Origin of the sequence: Pseudomonas sp. Irchel 3E13 (genome assembly GCF_900187455.1) — a bacterium.
GTDB lineage: Bacteria > Pseudomonadota > Gammaproteobacteria > Pseudomonadales > Pseudomonadaceae > Aquipseudomonas.
Genome location: NZ_FYDX01000015.1, coordinates 185,181 through 207,366, shown reverse-complemented (window position 1 = coordinate 207,366; position 22,186 = coordinate 185,181). Strand labels below are relative to the sequence as shown.

At 65.5% G+C, this 22,186-nt stretch carries 22 protein-coding genes and 2 pseudogenes; 15 read left to right on the top strand and 9 right to left on the bottom strand.

Annotated features, from left to right (window positions below; all coding sequences use genetic code 11):
- Positions 1–125, top strand: a 125-nt coding sequence (locus tag CKW37_RS24855) for an IS3 family transposase (RefSeq protein ID WP_143501896.1), incomplete at its 5' end; no start/stop codon positions are given.
- Positions 126–244: 119 nt separating this feature from the next.
- Here CKW37_RS24855 and argE read toward each other — a convergent pair.
- Together argE and CKW37_RS24845 are read right to left on the bottom strand one after the other, a co-directional pair.
- A complete protein-coding gene (argE, locus tag CKW37_RS24850; RefSeq protein ID WP_095158871.1) occupies positions 245–1,408 on the bottom strand; it encodes an acetylornithine deacetylase in 1,164 nt (387 codons plus the stop codon).
- Positions 1,401–2,078 (bottom strand): DUF1028 domain-containing protein, encoded by a 678-nt coding sequence (locus CKW37_RS24845; RefSeq protein WP_095158870.1) that lies wholly within the window; start codon positions 2,076–2,078, stop codon positions 1,401–1,403. The genes argE and CKW37_RS24845 overlap by 8 nt, the downstream gene beginning before the upstream one ends.
- Positions 2,079–2,360: 282 nt before the next feature.
- Here CKW37_RS24845 and CKW37_RS24840 point away from each other — a divergent pair, with 282 nt between their 5' ends.
- Complete coding sequence (locus CKW37_RS24840) at positions 2,361–3,680, top strand: NAD(P)/FAD-dependent oxidoreductase (protein WP_095158869.1); 1,320 nt, start codon at positions 2,361–2,363, stop codon at positions 3,678–3,680.
- Entirely contained in the window at positions 3,680–4,090 is a 411-nt protein-coding gene (locus CKW37_RS24835) for a RidA family protein (RefSeq protein WP_095158868.1), read from the top strand. Before CKW37_RS24840 ends, CKW37_RS24835 begins: the two co-directional genes overlap by 1 nt.
- A gap of 108 nt (positions 4,091–4,198) precedes the next feature.
- On the opposite strand, the gene CKW37_RS24830 is transcribed toward CKW37_RS24835, so the two are convergent.
- Both CKW37_RS24830 and CKW37_RS24825 read right to left on the bottom strand, forming a co-directional pair.
- Positions 4,199–5,107, bottom strand: a complete 909-nt coding sequence (locus CKW37_RS24830; RefSeq protein WP_095158867.1) for a LysR family transcriptional regulator — start codon at positions 5,105–5,107, stop codon at positions 4,199–4,201.
- A 139-nt stretch (positions 5,108–5,246) separates the two neighbouring features.
- The gene (locus CKW37_RS24825) at positions 5,247–6,173 is read right to left on the bottom strand and encodes a LysR family transcriptional regulator (protein ID WP_095158866.1); all 927 of its coding nucleotides are present in this window, start codon (positions 6,171–6,173) and stop codon (positions 5,247–5,249) included.
- Positions 6,174–6,366: 193 nt separating this feature from the next.
- Here CKW37_RS24825 and CKW37_RS24820 point away from each other — a divergent pair, with 193 nt between their 5' ends.
- The 4 genes from CKW37_RS24820 to CKW37_RS24805 all read left to right on the top strand — a co-directional run bounded on the left by CKW37_RS24820 (position 6,367) and on the right by CKW37_RS24805 (position 10,195).
- Entirely contained in the window at positions 6,367–7,704 is a 1,338-nt protein-coding gene (locus tag CKW37_RS24820) for a dicarboxylate/amino acid:cation symporter (RefSeq protein ID WP_095158865.1), read from the top strand.
- Positions 7,705–7,752: 48 nt separating this feature from the next.
- Positions 7,753–8,652, top strand: a complete 900-nt coding sequence (gene ttdA / locus CKW37_RS24815; protein WP_095158864.1) for a L(+)-tartrate dehydratase subunit alpha — start codon at positions 7,753–7,755, stop codon at positions 8,650–8,652.
- Complete coding sequence (ttdB, locus tag CKW37_RS24810; RefSeq protein WP_095158863.1) at positions 8,649–9,257, top strand: L(+)-tartrate dehydratase subunit beta; 609 nt, start codon at positions 8,649–8,651, stop codon at positions 9,255–9,257. The genes ttdA and ttdB overlap by 4 nt, the downstream gene beginning before the upstream one ends.
- A gap of 71 nt (positions 9,258–9,328) precedes the next feature.
- On the top strand, positions 9,329–10,195 hold the full coding sequence (locus CKW37_RS24805) for an oxaloacetate decarboxylase (protein ID WP_095158862.1): 867 nt from the start codon (positions 9,329–9,331) through the stop codon (positions 10,193–10,195).
- 329 nt (positions 10,196–10,524) lie between these two features.
- Here the strand turns inward: CKW37_RS24805 and CKW37_RS33815 are convergent.
- From CKW37_RS33815 to CKW37_RS24785, 5 genes and pseudogenes are all read right to left on the bottom strand, one after another.
- A pseudogene (locus CKW37_RS33815) lies at positions 10,525–11,118 on the bottom strand (methyl-accepting chemotaxis protein); the annotation flags it as partial.
- A 276-nt stretch (positions 11,119–11,394) separates the two neighbouring features.
- A pseudogene (locus tag CKW37_RS33810) lies at positions 11,395–12,030 on the bottom strand (cache domain-containing protein); the annotation flags it as partial.
- 288 nt (positions 12,031–12,318) lie between these two features.
- Positions 12,319–12,570 carry a hypothetical protein gene (locus tag CKW37_RS24795; RefSeq protein WP_095158860.1) on the bottom strand — a complete coding sequence of 84 codons (252 nt, stop codon included), beginning with the start codon at positions 12,568–12,570 and terminating at the stop codon, positions 12,319–12,321.
- Positions 12,571–12,584: 14 nt separating this feature from the next.
- Entirely contained in the window at positions 12,585–13,334 is a 750-nt protein-coding gene (locus CKW37_RS24790; RefSeq protein WP_095158859.1) for a hypothetical protein, read from the bottom strand.
- A 161-nt stretch (positions 13,335–13,495) separates the two neighbouring features.
- The gene (locus CKW37_RS24785; RefSeq protein WP_095158858.1) at positions 13,496–14,503 is read right to left on the bottom strand and encodes an AraC family transcriptional regulator; all 1,008 of its coding nucleotides are present in this window, start codon (positions 14,501–14,503) and stop codon (positions 13,496–13,498) included.
- A 293-nt stretch (positions 14,504–14,796) separates the two neighbouring features.
- Between CKW37_RS24785 and CKW37_RS24780 the strand changes: the two genes are divergently transcribed.
- From CKW37_RS24780 to CKW37_RS24745, 8 genes are all read left to right on the top strand, one after another.
- Positions 14,797–15,462: a response regulator transcription factor gene (locus tag CKW37_RS24780; RefSeq protein ID WP_095158857.1), complete on the top strand. Its 666-nt coding sequence runs from the start codon at positions 14,797–14,799 to the stop codon at positions 15,460–15,462.
- Complete coding sequence (locus CKW37_RS24775; RefSeq protein WP_095158856.1) at positions 15,449–16,852, top strand: HAMP domain-containing sensor histidine kinase; 1,404 nt, start codon at positions 15,449–15,451, stop codon at positions 16,850–16,852. Before CKW37_RS24780 ends, CKW37_RS24775 begins: the two co-directional genes overlap by 14 nt.
- A 108-nt stretch (positions 16,853–16,960) precedes the next feature.
- A complete protein-coding gene (locus tag CKW37_RS24770; RefSeq protein ID WP_095158855.1) occupies positions 16,961–17,158 on the top strand; it encodes a Flp family type IVb pilin in 198 nt (65 codons plus the stop codon).
- A gap of 18 nt (positions 17,159–17,176) precedes the next feature.
- Complete coding sequence (locus tag CKW37_RS24765) at positions 17,177–17,734, top strand: prepilin peptidase (RefSeq protein WP_095158854.1); 558 nt, start codon at positions 17,177–17,179, stop codon at positions 17,732–17,734.
- A gap of 14 nt (positions 17,735–17,748) precedes the next feature.
- A complete protein-coding gene (gene cpaB / locus CKW37_RS24760) occupies positions 17,749–18,660 on the top strand; it encodes a Flp pilus assembly protein CpaB (protein WP_095158853.1) in 912 nt (303 codons plus the stop codon).
- Positions 18,661–18,726: 66 nt separating this feature from the next.
- Positions 18,727–20,262 (top strand): type II and III secretion system protein family protein, encoded by a 1,536-nt coding sequence (locus CKW37_RS24755; RefSeq protein WP_095158852.1) that lies wholly within the window; start codon positions 18,727–18,729, stop codon positions 20,260–20,262.
- A 17-nt stretch (positions 20,263–20,279) separates the two neighbouring features.
- On the top strand, positions 20,280–20,924 hold the full coding sequence (locus tag CKW37_RS24750) for a CpaD family pilus assembly lipoprotein (protein WP_095158851.1): 645 nt from the start codon (positions 20,280–20,282) through the stop codon (positions 20,922–20,924).
- 13 nt (positions 20,925–20,937) lie between these two features.
- A complete protein-coding gene (locus tag CKW37_RS24745; RefSeq protein ID WP_095158850.1) occupies positions 20,938–22,173 on the top strand; it encodes a histidine kinase in 1,236 nt (411 codons plus the stop codon).
- The last annotated feature ends 13 nt before the right edge of the window (positions 22,174–22,186 follow it).

Sequence of the window (22,186 nt, the reverse complement as noted above, 5' to 3'; positions counted from 1 at the left end):
GCTTCGAGACGATCGACCAACTACGTGTCGGAATTGACGAGTACATCCGCTACTACAACCACGAACGCATCAAGATGAAGCTCGGCGGCCTGAGCCCTGTAGCCTACAGAGCACAGGCCGCGTAGCCATTACACAATTACTGTCCAACTTTTGGGGCGCGGCTCAAGACTCTGTAGGAGCGAGCTTGCTCGCGAAGGGCCGTTCAGTCGGAGCAAAAAAAGCGCCGCAAGCGGCGCTTTATCCTTCAAGCAGGCTGTCGCAAATACCCCACCAGCCTCATCAACATCGCATCGCACCCTTGCAACTGCTCCAGGCTGACAAACTCATCCGGCTTGTGCCCCTGGTCCATGCTGCCCGGCCCGCAGACCATCGTGGGGATCCCCGCCTGGTCGAACAGTCCGCCTTCGGTGCCGAAAGCCACGGTGCCGAATTCACTGGATCCGCTGAGCAGCGCCAACACCCGCGCCGCTTCACTGTCAGCCGGTGTCGCCAACCCCGGATAAGCACTCAACGGCTGCAACCGCACCGCCGTTTCCGCCTGCACGGCGCGCATCTTCGGCAACAGTTCGGCCTCGGCGTAGGCGCCCAGTTCATCGGCCACGGTCTGCGCATCGAAGCCCGGCAAGGCCCGGACTTCGAAGTCGAATTCGCACTCCGCCGGCACGATATTCAACGCCCTGCCGCCTTTGATCACCCCGGTCTGCACCGTGGAGAATGGCGGGTCGAAACGCGCGTCATGCAGCTCGGGACGCGCCAGTCGCTCGCCGATCTCGCCGAGTTTGACGATCAGCCGCGCCGCGTATTCGATAGCGTTCACGCCATAGGGCGCATAAGCCGAATGGCAGGCCGCACCCTGCACCTGGCAACGCATCGCCAGCTTGCCCTTGTGGCCGAGTACCGGCTTGAGCTCGGTGGGCTCGCCAATCAGGCACATGAGCGGCTTGTGCGGACGCTGTTCCAGAGCCACGAGCATGGAGCGCACGCCGAGGCAGCCGACTTCTTCGTCATAGGAAAACGCCAGGTGCACGGGAATCTGCAACGGCTCGGCGAGAAACGCTGGCACCGCCGCCAGCACCGAGGCGATAAAGCCCTTCATGTCGGCGGCGCCACGGCCATACAGGCGGCCGTCGCGCTCGATCATCGCGAACGGCGCCACCGTCCAGGCCTGGCCGTCCACCGGCACCACATCGGTATGCCCGGACAGCACGACGCCACCCCGATCCCGCGGACCCAGGGTGGCGAACAGGTTGGCCTTTGTGCCTTCGGCGTTGTGGAACAGTTCGCTGTCCACGCCATGCCCGGCCAGGTAATCACGGATGAACGTGATCAATTCGAGGTTGGACTCGCGGCTGACCGTGGCGAAACCGATCAGCCGGCCCAACAGCTCGCGGCTGCGGGTGTCACTCATCGCCCGGCACTCCGTAGCTGGGCGCGGCGGTGGGGTCGAGGGCGCGGGTGACGTAATCCTGCATCTGTGGCCGGTAGGCCTGCCAGAGTGCATCGAGCTGGCCGATCGGGTCTTCGTCGGCCCAGTCGACCCGCAGGTCCACCAGCGGCCAGGTCAGTTCGCCCGCCACTTTCAGCGCCGCCGAATGCACCGGCCCGGCCTCGCCGCCCGCCGCCATCGCCGCGTGCATGGCCGCCAGCAGGCGGTCGGCGAGCAGGCCGTGGCTGTTTTCGAAAGCCGTGACCATCGCCTCGATCACCTCGCGGCTGGTCAGCAGATTGCCCGCCGCCGCGCACTGTTCGCCAGCCAGGGCGTTGTGCACGCCGAGGGCTTCCTGGCCGGTGAACAGCGCCACCTGGCCATTGCTGTCGATCACCGTGACCTGGCGATATTCGCTCCAGCCGTTGGTCCCCAACACCCGCTCCAGGGCAATGCCCGGCGCGAGTTGCTGGCCCTCCAGCAGGTCGAGAATCTGTGGGCCGAGCGCCGGCAGGGTGATGTTCTGCGTGGACACCGCGCCCACGCCCGCGCGTACCCACGGGCAACGCGCGCCGACAGCGATGCTGGAAGAACTGATGGCGATGCCGAGCTGCCCGGATTCCGCGCAGCGTCCGATGATGGAAAAGGTCATGTGTGCTCCTTGAGGGCCGCCCGCGCGGCCACTGATTGCGGCTGTTGGGGCAGATGGTGCGGGACGTCCAGCAACAGGAAAACGATTAAAAATATGCTCCGGGCATAGGAAAAACCTGCCTAGCCCGCCGCAAGGCCCGTAGCGCCGGGCCTTCGTTTTTTTGTCGGCAATCCCTCGCTAATTACTATTTTCGCGAAAAACCGCCCGTCCCTAGTCTGGCCCCAGGCAACGGCGGTTCGACGACCGCCCTGGACAACAACGTCTCGAAGACAGGGCTTGAAAATGACTTTGAACAACCTCGAAATCGATACCCTCGTGGTCGGCGCCGGCCAGGCCGGCGTGGCCATGAGCGAACACCTGAGCAAACTCGGCGTGCCGCATCTGGTGCTGGAGCGCAACCGCATCGCCGAAGCCTGGCGCAGCGGGCGCTGGGACTCGCTGGTGGCCAACGGCCCGGTCTGGCACGACCGCTTCCCGGGCCTGGAATTCGACCTCGACCCGGACGCCTTCGCCGGCAAGGACCAGGTCGCCGATTACTTCGAAGCCTATGTGCGCAAGTTCGACCTGCCGATCCGCACCGGTGTGGAGGTCAAATCCGTGGTGCGCAACGCTGACCGTCCGGGCTTCACCATCGACACCAGCGAAGGCGTGATCCGCGCCAACCGCGTGGTCGCCGCCACCGGGCCGTTCCAGCGGCCGGTGATTCCGCCGATCGCGCCGAAAGACGCCGGCCTGCACCAGATCCACTCCGCCGCCTACTACAACCCAAAGCAGTTGCCCGAAGGCGCCGTGCTGGTGGTGGGCGCCGGCTCATCCGGCGTGCAAATCGCCGACGAACTGATGCGCGCCGGGCGCAAAGTCTACCTCTCCGTCGGTGCCCACGACCGGCCGCCGCGCAGCTACCGCAACCGTGATTTCTGCTGGTGGCTGGGCGTGCTGGGCGAGTGGGACGCGGAGATCGCCAAACCCGGCCGCGAGCACGTGACCATCGCCGTCAGCGGCGCCCGCGGCGGCCACACCGTGGACTTCCGCGCCCTCGCCCACCAAGGCATGAACCTGGTCGGCCTGACCCGCTCGTTCGACAACGGCGTGGTGCGCTTCGAAGACAACCTGGCCGACAACATCCGCCGTGGCGACGAAAACTACCTGGCCCTGCTCGATGCCGCCGACGCCTACGTCGAGCGCAACGGCCTTGAGCTGCCGCTGGAGCCGGAAGCCCGTCGCCGCCTGGCCGACCCCGAGTGCGTGACGGCGCCGACTCTCGAACTGGATCTGGCCGCCGCCGGCGTCACCTCGATCATCTGGGCCACCGGCTACGCCGTGGATTTCAACTGGCTGAAAGTCGATGCCTTCGACGCCAACGGCAAACCGAAGCACCAGCGCGGCGTGTCCGCCGAGCCGGGCGTGTACTTCGTCGGCCTGCCGTGGCTGTCGCGTCGTGGTTCGTCGTTCATCTGGGGCGTGTGGCACGACGCCAAGCATGTCGCCGGACACATCGCCACTCAACGTACCTACCTGGCCTACCGCGACCGCGACCAGCGCCAGGCCCCTGAAACCAGCGAATCCTCCACTGCCAAAGCCGACCTCATGGGAGTCAACTGATGCCTACTCACACCCGCGTGCGCATGTTCAACACCAAGGAAACCTACCCCAACCAGACTCTGGACAATGACCTGTGCCAGGCCGTGCGGGCCGGCAACACCGTCTATGTTCGCGGCCAGGTCGGCACCGACTTCGAAGGCCGCCTGGTGGGCCTCGGCGACCCGCGCGCGCAAGCCGAACAGGCGATGAAAAACGTCAAGCAACTGCTTGAAGAAGCGGGCTCGGACATGACGCATATCGTCAAGACCACCACCTACATCACCGACCCGCGTTTCCGCGAGCCGGTCTACCGCGAAGTGGGCAAATGGCTGAAAGGTGTGTTCCCGATTTCCACCGGGCTGGTGGTGGCGGGGTTGGCGCAGGCGGAGTGGCTGATGGAGATTGATGTGATTGCAGTAATTCCGGAGTAACCATTTATTGGGGGCTGCTTTGTGATCCATCGCGAGCAAGCTCGCTCCTACAGTGCGTGCTGTGAACTGCAGGAGCGAGCTTGCTCGCGATGGACCGCAAAGCAGCCATCAGCTCAACCGCGCCAACTCTTCCCGACAGAAATCCACAAACAACTGCGCCGGCCGGGTCAACTGCACCCGCTTCAGCTTGGCGGTCACCAGCCCGGACAGTTCCACCGGTTCGGCTATCTCCACCGCCACCACTTTCTGCCCGTCGTAGGTGCATTCGGAACTCGGCCGGGTCACCAGCAACGAGAAGCCGAAGCCCTGCCCCACCATGCCGCGCACCATCTCGATCGATGGCGAGCTGAAGACGATATTCGGCGTCAGGTCCAGGTCGTTGAACAGGCTGACGAAGTAGGTCCGGCTCGGCGCCACGTCCAGCAGGATCATCGGTTCCGGGCACAGGTCACGCAGCGAGACCTGGGTCTGGCCGGCGAAACGGTGCTTCTGCGGCAGCAGCACATAGGGTTTCTGCGGCGGCATCAGCGGCTCGGTTTCGATGGTGTTGTCGAGGTAGTGATCGTAGAGAAACGCCAGATCGAAAGCGCCCGAGGTCAGGCCCTGGATCAGTTCCTGCTGCTCGCCGTCGCGCATGCGGATATCGACGCCGGGATAGCGCTGGCGAAAACCTGCGATCAGCCGCGGCAGGTACAGCGGCGCGACGGTCTCGAACACGCCGATATCGATTTGACCGGCCACGGTGTCGTTGTCAGCCAGGGCGTTCTGCTCGAACTCGCGGGCCATCTGCAAGAGCAATTTGGTCTTGCTGTAGAAGCGCTTGCCGCTGGGCGTCAGGGACACGCCCTGGGCGTGGTGACGGATGAACAGTTGCACGCCGAAGCTTTCTTCCAGGCTCTTGATCGCCGTGGAAATCGAAGGCTGCGCAATGTAGAGCTGACGCGAGGCTTCGGCAACGCTACCGGCCTCGACCGTGGTGACGAAGTACTTGAGTTGTCGCAGGGTGTAGGAAGCCACGTGAACCTCTCCTGGCCGGCTGCCGGCTCCGTCCCGCAGCGGTGTGGTCGATGAAGCTGTCACCTTACCGTAGACGCCGGATGACGGCTTGGCCGCCAGGAGAGGTTTTTCCTGTGCGTGGAAGATATTTTTCCTTGGCTCATTGCCAGGCCGCCAGGCTGTCTTCAGGCCCATCGGCGTTGCGCCGGAAGAACTCGCGCAGGTGTTCGATAAAGAACGACACCTTGGCCGACAGATTCAGCCGCTCCAGATACACGGCGTAGATGTCCGCGGGCGGTGTCTCGTAATCACCCAGGACTTCCACCAGGTCCCCGGAGCGCAGGTAGCGCGCCAGGTTCCACTCGGCGCGCATGAGGATGCCGTGACCGTCCAGCGCCCATTTCAATGCCACTTCACCGTCGTTGGTGCTAAGCCCGCCGTGCACCTTGACCGACTCCGACTGCTTGCCGCGACTGAAACGCCAGGCACCGAAGGCCAGGTCGTTCTGGCGCAAGACAATACAGCTATGCCGCGCCAGATCCTTCGGCGTCTCGGGATGACCATGCCGTTCCAGGTAGGCCGGCGTGGCGCACAGGCGGCGGCGGTTGCTGGCGATCTTGCGGGCGATCAGCCGTGAGTCGGGCAACTCGCCAAAGCGAATGGCAACGTCGGTGGCGTCGTCCGGCAGGTTGATCGGCCGGTCGGTCAATTGCAGTTGTACCTCCACTTCCGGGTGGCGCCTGACGAACGAAGAAATCGCCGGCCCGACATGGGTGCGGCCGAAACCCAGCGGCGCGTTGACCCGCAACAGCCCCTTGGGCTCGGCGCGACTGCTGGAGACTTGCTGCTCCATTTCTTCGATCTCGCCGAGGATGCGCTGGGCGTTGACCAGGTACAGCTCGCCTTCGGCGGTGAGGCTGATGCTGCGGGTGGTGCGGTTGAGCAGGCGCACACCTAGACGTTGCTCAAGCAGGGCCAGGCGCTTGGACACCGCCGGCGGGGTCAGGTTGAGCTCCCGCGCCGTCGCCGCGAGGCTGCCCAGGCGCACTAGCTGGACGAAAAACGCCAATTCCGAGACCGGACTCATTAGTAACCTCAGGTAAACAATGTAGTTAATTTCATTGTATTACCACATTTCAGAAAAACCTTTAACTTTGCTCCCCGTGATTACCCACACGAAATCTGGGCTCTCGGCCGGTGGCGCTGCCTCGCCGCCGACAGCGAGCCCGGCCGCCAACAAAAAAATCCGACTCACAACAATAAAGCGGAGAAAAACGGCCATGCGATTCTTAGGAAAGCTGTATGTCCAGGTTCTGATCGGCGTGACCATCGGCATTGCGCTCGGTGTGTTCTGGCCCGAAGTCGGCGTTGACCTCAAGCCTCTGGGCGACGCCTTTATCAAACTGATCAAGATGGTCTTCGCGCCGATCATTTTCGCCACGGTGGTGCTCGGCATCGCCAAGATGGAGAACATGAAGGAGCTGGGCCGGGTCGGTGCGCGAGCGCTGATCTACTTCGAAGTGCTGTCCACGTTCGCCCTGGTGCTGGGCCTGGTCGTGGTCAATCTGGTACAGCCCGGCCAGGGCATGAACATCGACCCGGCGACCCTCGATACCAAGAGCATCGCCAGCTACACCTCGGCCGCGGCTGCCGGCTCCGGCAGCTTCACCGATTTCCTGCTGCACATCATTCCCGCCAGCGTGACCGACGCCTTCGCCAAGAACGAGATCCTGCCGATCCTGCTGTTTTCGACGCTGCTCGGCATCGCCCTGGCGCACCTGGGCCCACGCGGCAAACCCGTGGTGGATGTGCTGGAGTCGTTCTCCCACGGCATGTTCCATATCGTCGGCATGGTGATGCGGGTCGCACCACTGGCGGCCTGCGGCGCCATGGCCTTCACGGTCGGCAAGTATGGACTGGGCTCGATCGTCTCCCTCGGCAAGCTGATGGCGACCATGTACGTCACCTGTTTCCTGTTCGTGACGATCGTCCTCGGCTTCGTCGCGCGGCTGTCCGGCTTCAGCCTGTGGAAGTTCCTCAAGTACCTGAAGGAAGAGCTGTTCACCGTACTCGGCACCAGTTCGTCGGAATCGGTGGTTCCACAGTTGATGGGCAAGCTGGAGAACGTCGGCGTGTCCAAGCCGGTGGTGGGCCTGGTGATCCCGTCCGGGCTGACCTTCAACCCCGATGGCCAGTGCATCTACTACACCATGGCGGCGATCTTCATTGCCCAGGCCACCAACACACCGCTGAGCCTCACCGACCAGTTGATCGTCCTCGGCGTGCTGTTGCTGACCTCCAAAGGTTCGGCGGGAGTAACCGGCTCCGGCTTCATAACACTGGCCGCCACCCTCGCCTCCCTCGGCAGCATTCCGGTGGCCGGCATGGTCCTGTTGCTCGGCGTGGACCGCTTCATGTCCGAAGCCCGCGCCATCACCAACACCATCGGCAATGCGGTCGGAACCCTGGCCATCGCCAAATGGGTCGGCGCCCTCGATACCGAACGAATGAACCGCGTGCTGGATGGCCAGGCGGAGCCCCGGCAGCAGTGCCAGACAGAAGAATCCCCCGCGTTGAATCAGACCGTGAAACCGGCAACCACCGTCAGCGGCGCATGAACGCCGCTACCCGGAAAACCGCCTTGTGATGCAGTAAGGAGAACAAAAGTGGATAGAGAAGCAGCTGTTGAATCGCTCACCGACACCATGGCGAAATTCACCGCCTATATCGGCAAGCGCCTGCCCAAAGACGTGAAGGAAAAAACCGCCAAGCTGCGCGCCGCGGAAACCAACCCACTGGCCATCGCCGTGTATGACTCGATGGCCGAGAACCAGGACTACGCCGACAAGCTCGACCGTCCGAGCTGCCAGGACACCGGGGTGATCCAGTACTTCATCGCCGCCGGCGCGCGTTTCCCGCTGCTCGGCGAACTGGAAGGGATCATGCAGAACGCCACCCTGGAGGCCACCATCAAGGGCCCGCTGCGGCATAACGCGGTGGAGACGTTCGACGAGAAAAACACCGGCACCAACACCGGTTCGAAAATCCCGTGGCTGGACTGGGAAATCATCCCCGACGCCGACTACGCCATCGTCGACGTGTACATGGCGGGTGGCGGCTGCACCCTGCCCGGCTCGGCCAAGGTACTGATGCCCGGCCAAGGCTACGAAGGCGTGACCGAGTTCGTCTTCGACGTGATCACCTCCCGCGGCATCAACGCCTGTCCGCCACTGTTGGTCGGTGTTGGCGTGTCGACCTCGGTGGAGACCGCGGCACGCCTGTCCAAGCGGGCGATCCTGCGCCCGGTGGACTCCAGCCATCCCAACGCAAACGCCGCGCTGATGGAGCAACTGCTGGAAGACGGCCTCAACGAAATCGGCATCGGCCCGCAAGGCCTGACCGGTAACAGCAGCGTCATGGGCGTGAACATCGAGTCCTCGGCGCGCCACCCCTCGACCATCGGCGTGGCGGTGTCCACCGGCTGCTGGGCCCATCGCCGCGGCAAGATCCGCATCAATGCCGACCTGTCCTACGACATCCTGTCCCACGAAGGAGTAGTCCTGTGAAAAAGATCCTCAATACCCCGATCAAGGACGAAGACCTGGCCTCCCTCAATGTCGGCGACGTGGTCTACCTCACCGGGCAACTGGTGACCTGCCGCGACGTGGCGCACCGGCGCCTGATAGAACTCAAGCGTGAACTGCCGGTGGACTTGCGCGGTGGCGCGATCTTCCACGCCGGCCCCATCGTCCGCAAGAAGGACGACGGCAGCTTCGAGATGGTGTCCATCGGTCCGACCACCAGCATGCGCATGGAGAAGTTCGAGAAAGAATTCATCGAACAGACAGGTGTGAAACTGATCGTCGGCAAGGGCGGCATGGGCCCGGAAACCACCACCGGCTGCCTGGAGAACAAGGCGGTGCATGCGGTATTCCCCGGTGGCTGCGCGGTACTGGCGGCGACCAAGGTCGAGGAAATCGAACGGGCCGAATGGCAAGACCTCGGCATGCCGGAAACCTTGTGGGTCAACCGCGTGCGTGAGTTCGGGCCGTTGATCATCTCCATCGACACCAAGGGCAACAACCTGTTCGAGCAGAACAAGGCACGCTTCAACGAACGCAAAGGCTCGGTGATCGAGAAGATCAACAGCCAGGTGCGCTTCATCAAGTGATCCCCCGCCCGGTCATGGCCCACGCAGCCTGGCCGGGTATCTTTTGAACAGCGCAACAACCAGAGATCGCCATGCACAACGCCAGTCCCCTTGAACTGCGCGAGCGCTTTCGTGGCCTGCTCGCCAGCCCCATGAGCTTTCGCACCGCCTCCGTGTTTGACCCGCTGTCCGCTCGCATCGCCGCCGATCTCGGCTTTGAGGTCGGCATCCTCGGTGGCTCGGTCGCCTCGCTCCACGTCCTGGGCGCCCCGGACATCGCCTTGCTCACCTTGAGCGAATTTGTCGAACAGGCCACTCGCATCGGTCGCGTCGCGCGCCTGCCGGTCATCGCCGACGCCGACCATGGCTACGGCAACGCCCTCAACGTCATGCGCTGCGTGGCAGAGCTGGAACGTGCCGGTGTCGCCGCCCTGACCCTGGAAGACACCCTGCTGCCGGCGCGTTTCGAGGAGCCGTTGTCGGAGTTGATCAGCGTCGAGGAAGCCGTCGGCAAGCTACGTGCTGCGCAACGTGCCCGCAAAGACCCTGGCCTGGCGCTGATCGCCCGCACCCATGCCGGTGCGCAGTCGCTGACCCAGGTGGTCCAGCGAACCCGCGCCTACCAGGACGCCGGCGCCGATGGCATCTGCCTGATGGGCGTGCGGGATTTCGAGCACCTTGAAACCATCGCCGACGGCTTGCGGCTGCCGTTGATGCTGGTGAGCTATGGCAGCGCCCAACAGTGGGACGAACAGCGCGTGGCTCGCCTCGGCGTGCGCATCATGGTGGACGGACACGCCGCCTGCTTCGCCGCGATCAAGGCCACCTACGACACCCTGCGCGCACAGCGCGGACTGGCCACCGACACCGGACTCAAGCCGTCGGAACTGGTGGCGCGCTACAGCGGCGCGGAAGAATATCTGGGCTGGGCGCGAGAATTCATGGGCGTGATTGCCTGACCCGTAGCGGTTGGTGAGCTCAAAAGGCCGCGTCGCGGCATGGGTACCTCCACATCTCGCAGACAAGCAAAATCTTCAGGCCTCCACGAACTGTGGGAGCGGCTGTTAGCCGCGATGGGCCGCACAGCGGCCCTGTTTCTGACTGGTCTGGATCTCACATTCAGCCATCCTCAGGTCGAAAGTAATGCCGGGAGTAGACAGCCACCTCGTGCTGGATGGTTTTGGGGCCGCTGTGCGGCCCATCGCGGCTAACGGCCGTTCCGACAGGTTCCGCGTCAAGCCACTATTTTGCCTGCGAGATGTCGCCGGCCGCGCCGACCGGCCCCACCTCAAATCACCACTTTCGCCACCTGCTCCTGCAACTGCCGCGATACCCGCTTCAACCCTTCACACGCCTCCCCCGTCTGCCGCAGGGTGTGCGTACCCGTGGACGCGGCATCGTGAATCCGCGTGATGCTGCGGTTGATTTCGTCCGCCGTGGCCGCCTGTTCCTCGGACGCGCTGGCGATCTGGAAGGCCATCTGGCTGACCGTCGCCGCCGACACGGTTATCCGTTCCAGCGCCTGCCCGGCGCGGGCCGAGGCTTGCACCGGGTGCTGCGCGGCGGCGACGTTGGTGCCGATCTGGCCCGCCGCTTCGCTGGCGCCCGCCTGGACGCGGGTGATGATCTGCTGGATTTCCAGGGTCGATTTCTGGGTGCGCATGGCCAGGCTGCGCACTTCGTCGGCGACCACGGCAAAGCCACGCCCGTGCTCGCCCGCGCGGGCAGCTTCGATGGCGGCGTTGAGCGCCAGCAGGTTGGTCTGCTCGGCGATGGCCGAAATGACTTCCAGTACCTGGCCGACGCTGCCGGAATCGGCGGCAAGCTGGTCCACCACGCGGCGGCTGTCGTTCAGGCCGTCCGCCAGCACGCCAATCGCACTGACGGTTTCGTCCACCGTGCCGCGCCCCTCGCTGGCATGGCGCTCGGCTTCTTCGGTGGCGCGGGCAGCGACGCTGGCGTTCTGCGCCACTTCCTGCACGGTGCAGACCATCTGGGTCATCGCGGCGACCACGCTGTCGGTTTCCTGTTGCTGGGCGGCCATGTTGTCCTGGGCGGTGCGGGTGATGCGGCCGAGGTCATCAGTGGCCTTGGCGATGGCCTGGCTGGCATCGACCACGCTGGCGGTGACGTCATGGGCCGCCAGCACCAGGCTGTTGAAGCTGCGCGACACCTGGCTCAGTTCGTCGTCGCCATCCACCGGCAGGCGCAGGGTCAGGTCGGTGTGGCCTTGAGTGGCGCGGGCCAGCGCATCGACGGTGTCGTTCAACGGCCGGGTGATGCTGCGGATCAGCAGCCAGGCGAACAACCCGATGGCCAGCAAGGCAAGCCCGACGATAAAGGCCGGCACGCGCAGCACCTGGTTGACTTCGTCACGCACGTCCTGCGGATGGATGCCGCTGGCCAACACCCAGCCCCACGGCTTGAACAGCAGCACTTCCGAGACCTTGAACTCGGCCTGGGCGCCGTTGGCCCGCGGGAACCAGTACTCCACCGTGCCGCGACCGAGGGTGCGCGCCTTGTCGATCATCTCGCGGGAAAACGCCTTGCCGTTGACGTCCTTGAAGTCCGCCAGTTGCTTGCCCACCAGCGCCGGCGCGGTGGGGTGCATGAGCATGCGGTGGTCGAGGTCGAGGACCAGCAGGTAGTTGTCGCCGAGGTAGCGGATGGTGCTCACCGCCTGCAGCGCCTGGCGCTGCGCCTCCTCCGTGCTCAGATGGCCTTCGCTGGCCTGGCGCTGGTAGTGACCGAGGATATTCGAGGCGGTGTTCAGCGCAGTGCCGACGCCAGCCATTTTTTCGCTCAGCAAGGTGCGCTGCAGGGTCAGCCCCAGCCAGCCGCTCAGGCACAAGACAAACAGGGAAATGCACGCAACCAACAGGGTGACACGCGTACTGATGCGGAGTTTTCTCAACCCGGACATGGAATGCCTCGTTCTTGTAAGAGTGATGGCAGGGGTATGGCCTGCGACGGCAAACATACACCAATGCATTCACAAGAAACGAGAAAAATAGAAAAGGATTAGCTAATTTGCGCAGCAGTAAATCGATTTACATTCATAACAGTATTCATTTACCAGCAATCAACCGCTGGCTTTGTCCTTGTCGTCCCGGGGCGGCCAGACCAGCCGCAGGTGCGGCTCGGGAGGTTGCAGGCGCTGGCGGTTCTCGCTGAGCACGCGCAACCGCGCCTCCAGCCGCTCGGCTTCCGCCGCCAGTTGCTCCAGCGCCTCCAGCAGGGGCTTGGCGGACTCGGCATCCACCGGCTCGGGCCGCTGGGCGACGCATTTCATCAGGTCGTGATAACGACGCATCAATGCTTTGAACAGGATCACTCTTACCTCCGGCACTACGCGTGGAGGCCCTCGGGCCGTGGACAAGCCTTCAATCGTGTTTCCAGCCGCGCGGCCTTGCGCGCCAGCTCCTGGCTGGCAGCACTGGCCTGGCGCGAACGCCAGGCCGAGGTCTGCGCGAGTTGTTCGATACTTGCCAGGGCACCCTCAAGCTCATCAGTCGCTCGACCCTGGGCCTCGCAGTCGCGAGCAATCAGCGTGCCGCACTGGCTGATGCTGCTCGCCGCGTCGCTGATCCCGGCCAGGGCGAGGTTGGCGCCATAGGCCTGGTCGCGACTTTCCCGGGCCAGCGCCCGGACGTCCTGCACCATCATCGCGCCCTCGGCTTCGGCGCAGGTCGCTGACTTGTCCATCGAACGGAACGCCATCAGCGTCGCGCTGAGCCCGGCCTGGCCCTCACGCGCCAGACGCAGCGACTGGCGTGATTCGTTGTCGACCCGCTGTGCCGTGCCGACCAGTTTCCGGGCTTGATCCTTGATCCGCGCGAAGGCCGGCGCGGTGTGCTCGAGCTTGCGCTGCTGTTGTTGCAAAGCGATGTCGCAACTGTCGGTGAGGTCGTTGAGCCGCGCGGCCAACTGCGCCAACAGCAGCGCATCGTGATGCAGCGCGGACAGGGTTTGCCGCAGCGTCTCCACCTCGCGCCGCCCCGCGCGAAGGCGCCGGGCCTGCCAACACGCCAGCACCAGCAACAACAGGCACAAGCCCACGGCCTTGCCGAACACAATCACCTGCGGCGCACTCAGCACCACGACGGTCAGGGCAAGCAGGAGGGCAACGCGGGGAATGGAGATGGGAAACCTCGGCGAGGGGGCGCAAACGTGTGCGGGCGATTGTCCGCACTTTCGCTGCAGGCTTTAACCCCGTGCCGGCCGAGGGATAAAGGAAAGGGCTGCGTGGATAAAGGAAACTAGCTGCGCCCCTGTTCCCGATAGCGTCCCGGCCCCATACCGAACCACCGTTCACAGGCCTTGTTGAACGCGCTCTGATGGCGGAAACCCACTTGGTAGGCGATCTGTTTGAAACTCAGGGTGCTGCTGCGCAGCAGGTTGTGGCTGTCGCGCAGGCGCACTTCATCGAGCAGGCGCAAAAAGCCGTGGCCTTCGTTTTCCAGCCCGCGACTGAGCTGGTGCTGACTCAGCCCAAGGCTCCCGGCCACGCCCGCCAAGGTCACCGGCCGGCCTTGAGCGAAGTGTTCGCTGATCGCTCGCCTGACTCGCAGGCTGACAGTGTCGCTGTCCAGTTGCCGTTGCCATTGCGCCAGGTACTGGCTGTGCACCGCGTGCAGCGCCGGGTCGTGGGTGGCCACCGCGAGCTGGACATCGGCGTGGCTGAACAGCAGCGCATTCTGCGCCGCGCCATAGTGGATTTCAGCGCCATATAAATCCTCGACAGCGCGGGTGTCGGCCGGCCGCGGGTAGCTCAGTTCCGCGCGCAACGGCCGAATCGCCCGCCCCGGCACCAGCCAGCACAACAACCCGAGAGTGATGGCCGAGATCGCATCAATGAACACCCGCGACAGCGGCCGCTGTTCGGGGCCGGTCATTACCCCCACCAGGCGCAGCCCCTCGACCCGCTCCTCGACGAACAGGCAAAAGCCGCTGCCAACCAAATGGTGAAACTCGGCAATGGCGGTCAATACGCTGCCAATCGTCGGGCTGGACATCAACGCATAGCCTAACGGCCCGAGGTTCGCCGGATGGGCGTGGTGAAAGGCGCGCAGGCCGATGTCCGGGTCGCCGCTGAGAACACTGGCCTGCTCGAACAACGCGGTGAGCGACGCCAATGAAATGAACGCCGGACCGGACGCCGCCAACAGCGGCTCGCCCAGGCGTCGGCAAAGCGCGGCGACGGCAGGATCAGACTCGCCGAGCGCGGCAATGATCGCGCTGGCGAAGGTCCGCGAAAGGGTGTGCATGAAAGGGCCCCGGGAAAGAGTTGGTCTACCAGATGAAGGTCGGTCATCCGACACCAAAGGGGCACATTTTACCCAACTAACCGCTGCCTATTGGAAGACCGCAAATGGAGTAAGGCTTTTCCTGATGGGGTTTCAGCCTGATAGGTAAATGCCATCAATCGATTCCAAAGTGAAATGAGTTGTCATACAATTTTTGGTAATGATTCTCAGTATCTAATCTTAATAATTCTTAACTGAACGATGAGTCAGCAGGCTGATAGAACAAGCGCGAATCTCCAGTGAAGGAGCGGTGAATGCGGGTATTAGTAGTAGAGGACGACCCTTCGGTCAGCCATTGGCTCGGTTGCAAGCTGCACGCGTGCGGGCACAACTGCCGACTGATCGACAACGGCGAATGTGCCTTGCAGATGATCGGCAGCGAGGTCTTCGATGTGGTGATTCTCGACCGGATCCTGCCAAAGATGGACGGCATCGAAGTGCTGCAACGGCTGCACGGGCAGAATCGCCCGCCGATCCTGATCCTGTCGGCCAACGACCAGAGCAGCGACCGGGTCGAGGGGCTGCGTGCCGGCGCCGACGACTACCTGGGCAAACCTTTCGACTTCAACGAGTTGCTGCTGCGCCTTGAGCTGCTGGCGCGGCGTCACCAGCGTCAGGTGCCGAGCGAGATTCTGCAGATCCAGGACCTGCGCATCGACCTGGCCAGCCGCCGCGTCCAACGCGGCGAGAAAGCCATCGACCTCACCGACAAGGAGTTCAAGCTGCTCCAGGTGCTGGCTGAACACGCGGGGCAAGTGGTCACCCGCGGCATGCTGCTGGAGCGGATCTGGGGCTACAACTTCGACCCGCAGACCAACCTCATCGACGTGCACCTGTCCAAACTGCGCACCAAGCTGGAAAAGGGTTTCGAGCATCCACTGATCAAGACGGTAAGGGCGATCGGCTATGTCCTGGGCTAGCCTGCGCCCACTTCTCGCCACCAGCAGCCTGCGCCAAGCCACCACCATCGCCTTCATCTGCCTGTTGTTCTCGCTGATCTCCATCGTGCTGAGCAACCAGTTGCTGGAAGTGGTGATGCGCAGCCATGTGCGCGACATGATCCTCAACGAGGTGCGCAGCGGGCAGTTGCAGGGACGTTTCCAGGACGCCGCGCAGTTGGCCTGGTCGCTGCAGCACCGGCAGTCGCTGGAGGTGCGCAAGGAGCACCAGGCGGTGGTCATCGACCGTGATGGCCGGCTGCTGCTGGGCAACCCCGATTACCTGCCCGACACCCGCCGCCCGGCCACCGACAAGCCGCGCTGGCACCACATGACCCTCACCAACAGCAACGGCTACACCGCGGAAATCCTCGGCCTGTCGATCCCGCTGCCCGACGGCGGCCAGTACTTCAGCGCCTTCGACCTGCGACCGATGCTCGAACGCACGCGGATTATCCCGCTGGCCACCGGCGCCGGCTTGCTGCTGTTGCTGCTGTCGATCCTGATCACCGCCCTGCCCTTCGGCCTGCACAACCTCTACCGCATCAACCGCATTCGCGATGCGCTGGTGCGCTACGCCAACGGCGACTACACCGCCCGCGCGCCGACCACCCAGCAAGGCGACGAATTCGATCAGTTGGGCGTCGAGATCAACCACGGCCTGCTGCGAATCAACAAGCTGATGGACGAGGTCAAGCACATCACCAGCCATATCGCCCATGAGCTGCGCACGCCGCTGACCCGCCTGCAGAGTCGCCTGCTCACCGCCAGTGAAATGCTCGAAGGTCCGGCCCGCGACGAGCTGCTCTGCGCGGTGCAGGACAGCGAACGGATCCAGAACCTGTTCCGGGCGGTGATGCGGATTGCCGAGGTGGAAACCGGGCGCATGACCTGCCATTTCCAGACCATCGATGTGCATGAACTGCTGCACGACGTCACCGATTACTACCAGCCCCTGGCCGAGCAGCGCGGGTGTCCGCTGCGCCTGGACGTGGCCCGTGACTGTCAGCTCTACGGTGACCGTGCGCTGTTGTTCCAGGCGCTCGCCAACCTGATCGACAACGCCCTCAAGTACGCGCCGCCGGGCCTGCCGATCACCCTGCGCGCGCAGTCGCGCAACGGCCATGGCGAACTGCAGGTGCGCGACCACGGCGCCGGCATCGCCGCGGCCCAGAGCGAACGGGCGATGGAGCGGTTCCAGCGCCTCGGCGAAAGCAGCGAAACCCCCGGCCATGGCCTTGGCCTGACCCTGGTGCGGGCGATCGCCGAGTTGCACGGCGGCGAGCTGCACCTGGGCGACAACCGTCCGGGCCTGATCGCCACCCTGTGCGTGCGCCGTCAGCGCCCGGGCCCGGCGGGCGAGGTTCGTTAAGCATTCTTAATGGTTGTCGCCTTGCTCGCCAATTGAGAATAAATCTTAATATCGCCACGCCCCGCCGGGGGCCTTTCCTCCCCCCAACCCTGTTCCCGGAGACTTGCCATGACCCCACGCATCCGCGCCTTCCTCAACGACGAAAGCGGTGTGACCGCCATCGAGTACGGCATCCTCGCCGCCGCCATGGCCGCGGCCATCGGCATCATCTTTGGCGAGGACGGGGTGTTCATCAAAGCGCTCAAGGACCGCTTCGCCGCCATCGGCAACCAGATCAACGGCGACAAGGGTGGCGCCGCGCAATAAGCCGGCCAGCCAGTCCAGATGAACAGCACTTTCGCCCTTGTCGTCCTGCTCCCCGCGCTGTGCTGGGTGATCTGCTCGGACCTGCTCTACCGCCGCATCCACAACCTGCTGGTGGTGCTGTTGCTGCTGGTCTGGTGCGCCTTGCCGCTGTTCGCCCTGCTCGGTCTCGGGCCCTGGGGCGCACTCGCCGGCCAGGCGCTGCTGAACGAGACCGGCAGCGCGCTGTTCGGCGCGGCGCTGGTACTGGCGGTGGGTTTCATGCTGTTCAACCTGGGCCAGGTCGGCGCCGGCGACGTCAAGCTGATGACCGTGCTGTGCCTGTGGAGTGGTGGCAACCAGATGGCGTTCCTGATCGTCACGGCCCTGGCCGGCGGCATCCTCGCCCTGGCAATGCCGCTGCTGACGCCGCTGGAACAGATCGTCGCGCTGCTCTGGCAACGCCTCGGCGCACGCTTTCCGGGCCTGGCCATCGCCACGCCCACGGTGCTCACCAGCGACCGCCCGCAAGGCCTGCCCTACGGCCTGGCCATCGCGACCGGCAGCTTCTACACCCTGCTGTTTCCCATTCATTCCTGACGACCGGTTGAACCATGAAAACCCCTTCCGTCCTCCTGCTGGCAGGCGCTTTGACCCTGGCTGGCGGCGCCGCCCTGCTGGCCCGCGTCCTGCTCGCTCCGCCCGCCGCGCCCGTCGCGGCCAAGGCGCCCGCCGAAGCAGCCCCCGTCTCCGTGAGCAAACTGGCGGTGCTGGTCGCCACCCGTGAACTCAAGCCCGGCCAGTTCATCGACAGCAGCCTGCTGCGCTGGCAGGAAACCGACGCCGCGCTACCGGCCGAACAGGTTTACCTGCGTGGCCAGGACGACCTCGGCCTGGTGGTCGGCGCCACCGTGCGGCGCACCGTCGCTGAAGGCCAGCCGGTGTTCGTCAACGCCCTGGTGCGCCCCGGCGAACCGGGCTTTCTGGCCACCGCGCTGACTCCCGGCATGCGCGCCCTGACCCTGCCCACTTCGGCGGTCGCCGCCGGCCAGGGCCTGATCGCCCCGGGTGACCGCGTCGACATCATCCTGGCGCTGAACAAGGAAGCCCTCGAAGGCCGCGACAGCGCTGGCGCGCCGATCTTCCCGCCGCCCTACGCGGCGCAGACCCTGCTGCGCAACGTCCGCGTGCTGGCGCTGAACCGCAGCGCCCGTGACCTGACCCAGCGCAACGACCGCGCCAAGGCCCCGGCCACGCCAGGCAAGAAAGACGAAAACCCGTACTTCGACAGCGTCACCGTCGAAGTCACGCCGCGCCAGGCCGAGCGCCTGTCCCTGAGCAAGGAGATCGGCGTGTTGCAACTGGCCTTGCGCAGCAACCGCGAAGAGAGCGACGGCCTGCCCCGCAGCGGCAACCGCGAGGTCACCCGCCTGGCCCAGACCACCGACCTCTACCCGGCCAAGGCCGCGGCCCCGGTCATGCTCTATCGCGGCGGCACCACCGAGATCGTGCCGCCCAGCCACTGAGGCTCCCGACCCTCCCGACCGTGCCCGCGCCGCGGGCATTGACTGGCCTTTCCGGAATTCCTGACGATGAAGTTCGCCCCTGCCTGCTCCCCCCTGTCGCTGTCCTGCGCGCTGGGCCTCGGTTTGTTCTGCGCCCTGCCGTTGCGCGCCGAGGTCGTGGTCCTCGACCCGCCCCTGGAACTGCCGCCGCAATATGAAGAAGTGGCCCAGCCGGTGGACCCCGAAGCCTACGCCAGCGAGGCCGAATACCCCGTCGCGCCGGCCCCCAAAGCCGCCGCGCCACGCCTGCCGGCAACCCTGACCGAAGTCCGCGAAACCCGCGACCTGCACCTGCTGCTGAAACAGGGCCGGTTGCTGCAACTGCCCAAGGCGGCGAGCAAAGTGCTGGTGGCCGATCCGAAGATCGCCAGCTACCAGGTGCCGACCCCCGGCAGCGTCTTCGTCTTCGCCGAAAGCGCCGGCGCCACCACGCTCTACGCCCTCGATGCGCAGGACCAGGTGATCGCCGCGATCCGGGTGGTCGCCGACTACGACCTGGAGGCCCTGAGCAAACAGATCAGCGCCGAAGTGCCGGGGGCCAAGGTCGACTTCGGCCCGTCCTCGGCCAAGGGCCTGGTGGTGCGCGGCAATGTCCGCACGCCGCAGCAGGCGCGCCAGGTGATCAGCGCGGTCGAGGCCTACCTCGGCTCGCCGAGCAGCAGCCCCAACGGTGGCGGCGCCGCCGGCAGCGACGGGCCGCGGGTGATCAACCAGCTCAAGGTCGAGCTGTCGGCCCAGGTAAACCTCAGCGTGCGCATCGTTGAAGTCTCCCGCAGTCTCAGCTCCGAGTTGGGCCTGAACTGGGAAGCGACCCTCAAGGACGGCAACTATTTCTTCCGCAACGCCCGCAGCCTGTTCGACGCCACCACCGGCGCGTTCACCGGCGGCAGCGCCACCAACGCGGTGGCCGGCGGCAGCGCCACCAACGCGGTGGCCGGCGGCTTCCACCGCTATGGCTCGACCACCGTCTCCGGCCTGCTCACCGCCCTGTCCCAGGACGGCCTGGCGACGGTGCTGGCCGAACCCAACCTGACCGCCATGTCCGGCGAGACCGCGGGCTTCGCCGCCGGCGGCGAGGTGCCGATCGTCATCACCACCAACAACAACATCACCATCGAGTACAAGCAGTACGGCGTGATCATGCGCATGACCCCGACCCTGCTTTCGCCCAACCGCATCAGCCTGCACGTGGCCCCGGAAGTCAGCGACCTGTCCGACGAAGGCGCGGTGGAGCTGCAAGGCAACGTGATTCCCGCGTTCAAGGTGCGCCGCGCCGACACCACGGTGGAACTCGCCAGCGGCCAGAGCTTCGCCCTCGCCGGCATGCTGCGCAGCAACAGCGCCCAGCAGGTCAGCGGCGTTCCCGGCCTGAGCAGCGTCCCCGGTCTTGGCCGCCTGTTCGAGACCCACACCTCCAGCCAGGCCGATACGGAACTGGTGATCATCGCCACCGCCTACGTCGTCGAGCCCACCAACCCGGGTGACCTGCAAACCCCGGGCCGCGGCCTGCGCACCCTGGACTCGCAACTGCCCGCCCAGGCGTCCGCCGGCTACCTGTACTAAGTTTCGGAGCACTTCGCATGCACGCCGCCAAACCCCTGTTCGTCGCCCTGTCCCTCGCGCTGTTGCTGGGCGCCTGCGACCGCAGCGTCAACGACCAACGTATCGCCCTCTACGCCCCGCAAAGCCCGCAGGCGCCGATCCGCGCCGTGCCATCGGCGATGGTCGCGCACCTCACCGCCAGCGCGGGCGGCGGCATGAGCCGCGAGTCGCTGGCCGACCTCAACACCCTGCTCGCCCGCCAGGGCCGCATCAGCCAGCAGACCCTGACCCTGCGCCCGTCCACCCCGGCCGGCGAACAGGTCGCCAAACGCCTCGGCGAGGTGCTGACCCAGCTCGGCGCCCGCCAGGTGATCGTCGCGCCGACCCAGTTGGACAAGGCCCAGGGCGCCGACCTGCAGGTGGTGTCCGAAGCACTGGTGGCGCAGATCCCCGATTGCACCATCAGCGACCCGGACCGTTCGGCGGTCAAGCCGTACCGCGCCGTCGGCGACCTGGGCTGCGCCAACCGCGCCAACATCGCGCGCATGGTCGCCGACCCGCGCGACCTCAACCGCGCGCAAAGCCTCGAGGGCGCCGACGGCGTCGCCGCGGTGAACGCGGTCGAGCGTTACCAGCGCCACGAGACCGTGGAACTGCTGGACATCAACTTCAACAAGGACTGACCGGGAGCGAGCCATGAACGACACCACGCGAGTCACCCCGCCCGGCAACGACGTGCCACCGGTGCTGCTATACGCCGCCAGTGCCGCCGACGCCGAACTGTTCGGCCAGTACCTGCAACGCCTCGGCCTGCCGGCGCAACTGGCCCGCGCCGGCGGTTTCGCCGCGGCGCTGGCCGGCTGCCGCGAGCAGGCGGCGCCCGAAGTGCTGGTGGTCGATCTCGACGGCCAGGCCTCGCCGCTGCAAGCGGTGGCCGAGCTGGCCCAAGTCTGTCCGCCGGACTGCCGCTTGATCGCCCTGGGCAGCACCCACGACCTGAACCTCTACCGCGCGCTGCTGCACAGCGGCGTGCAGGATTACCTGTGCAAACCGGTGCCCCTCGACCAGTTCGCCAACACCCTGCGCCGCGCCCGCGATCCGCATGACAGCCTGCGCCCCGGCAGCCGCACCGGCCGCACCATCGCCATCACCGGCGTCAGCGGTGGCCGCGGCACCAGCACGGTGGTCGCCGGCCTCGGCCAGTTGCTCGCCAGCCAGCGTCACAGCAGCAGCGCGGTGGTGGATTTCGACCGCGGTCACGGCGACCAGGCGCTGCTGCTCGGGCATGACGGCGACGCCGGCCTCGCCGCCGCGCTGAACACCGCGCAGATCGACTCACGCTTCCTCGAACGGGCCCTGGCGCGAATCGACGAACGCCTCTACCTGCTCGGCCAGCAACCCGACCTGCGCGCCGCCGACAGTTTCAGCGGCGAACACCTGCTGAACCTCGGCGCCAGCCTCTGCCAACTGTTCAACCAAGTGATCTGGGACTTGCCCAGCGGCCGCTGCCACGGCGCCCTGGAAGTGCTGGAGCATGCCGACACGCGCATCCTGCTCTGCGACTTCAGCGTGCAGGACGCACGCAACTGCCTGCGTCTGCTGCGCGAGATCGGCGACGAGAGCAACGGCCAGCGCCTGCTGCTGGTGGGCAACCCGGTGCGGCCGGGCCACCTGGACCTGGTAGAGCGTCAGCAGTTCGAGGATTTCGTCGGGCACAAAGTCGACCTGGTGCTGCCCCACGCCGGCAGCGTGATCGCCGACAGCCTGCTCGCCGGCCCGCTGCAGACCGCGCGCGCCCCGGCCTTGCAACAGGCCCTGCTAGACCTCGCCGACCTGGCCTGCGGACGCACGCCGAGCAGCGCCCCGGCCGTCAGCGGCAATCTGATCCTGCGTCTGCGCCAGGCCCTGGGCCGCGGCCGTCGCGCCGCCTGAAGCGAGGAACCGG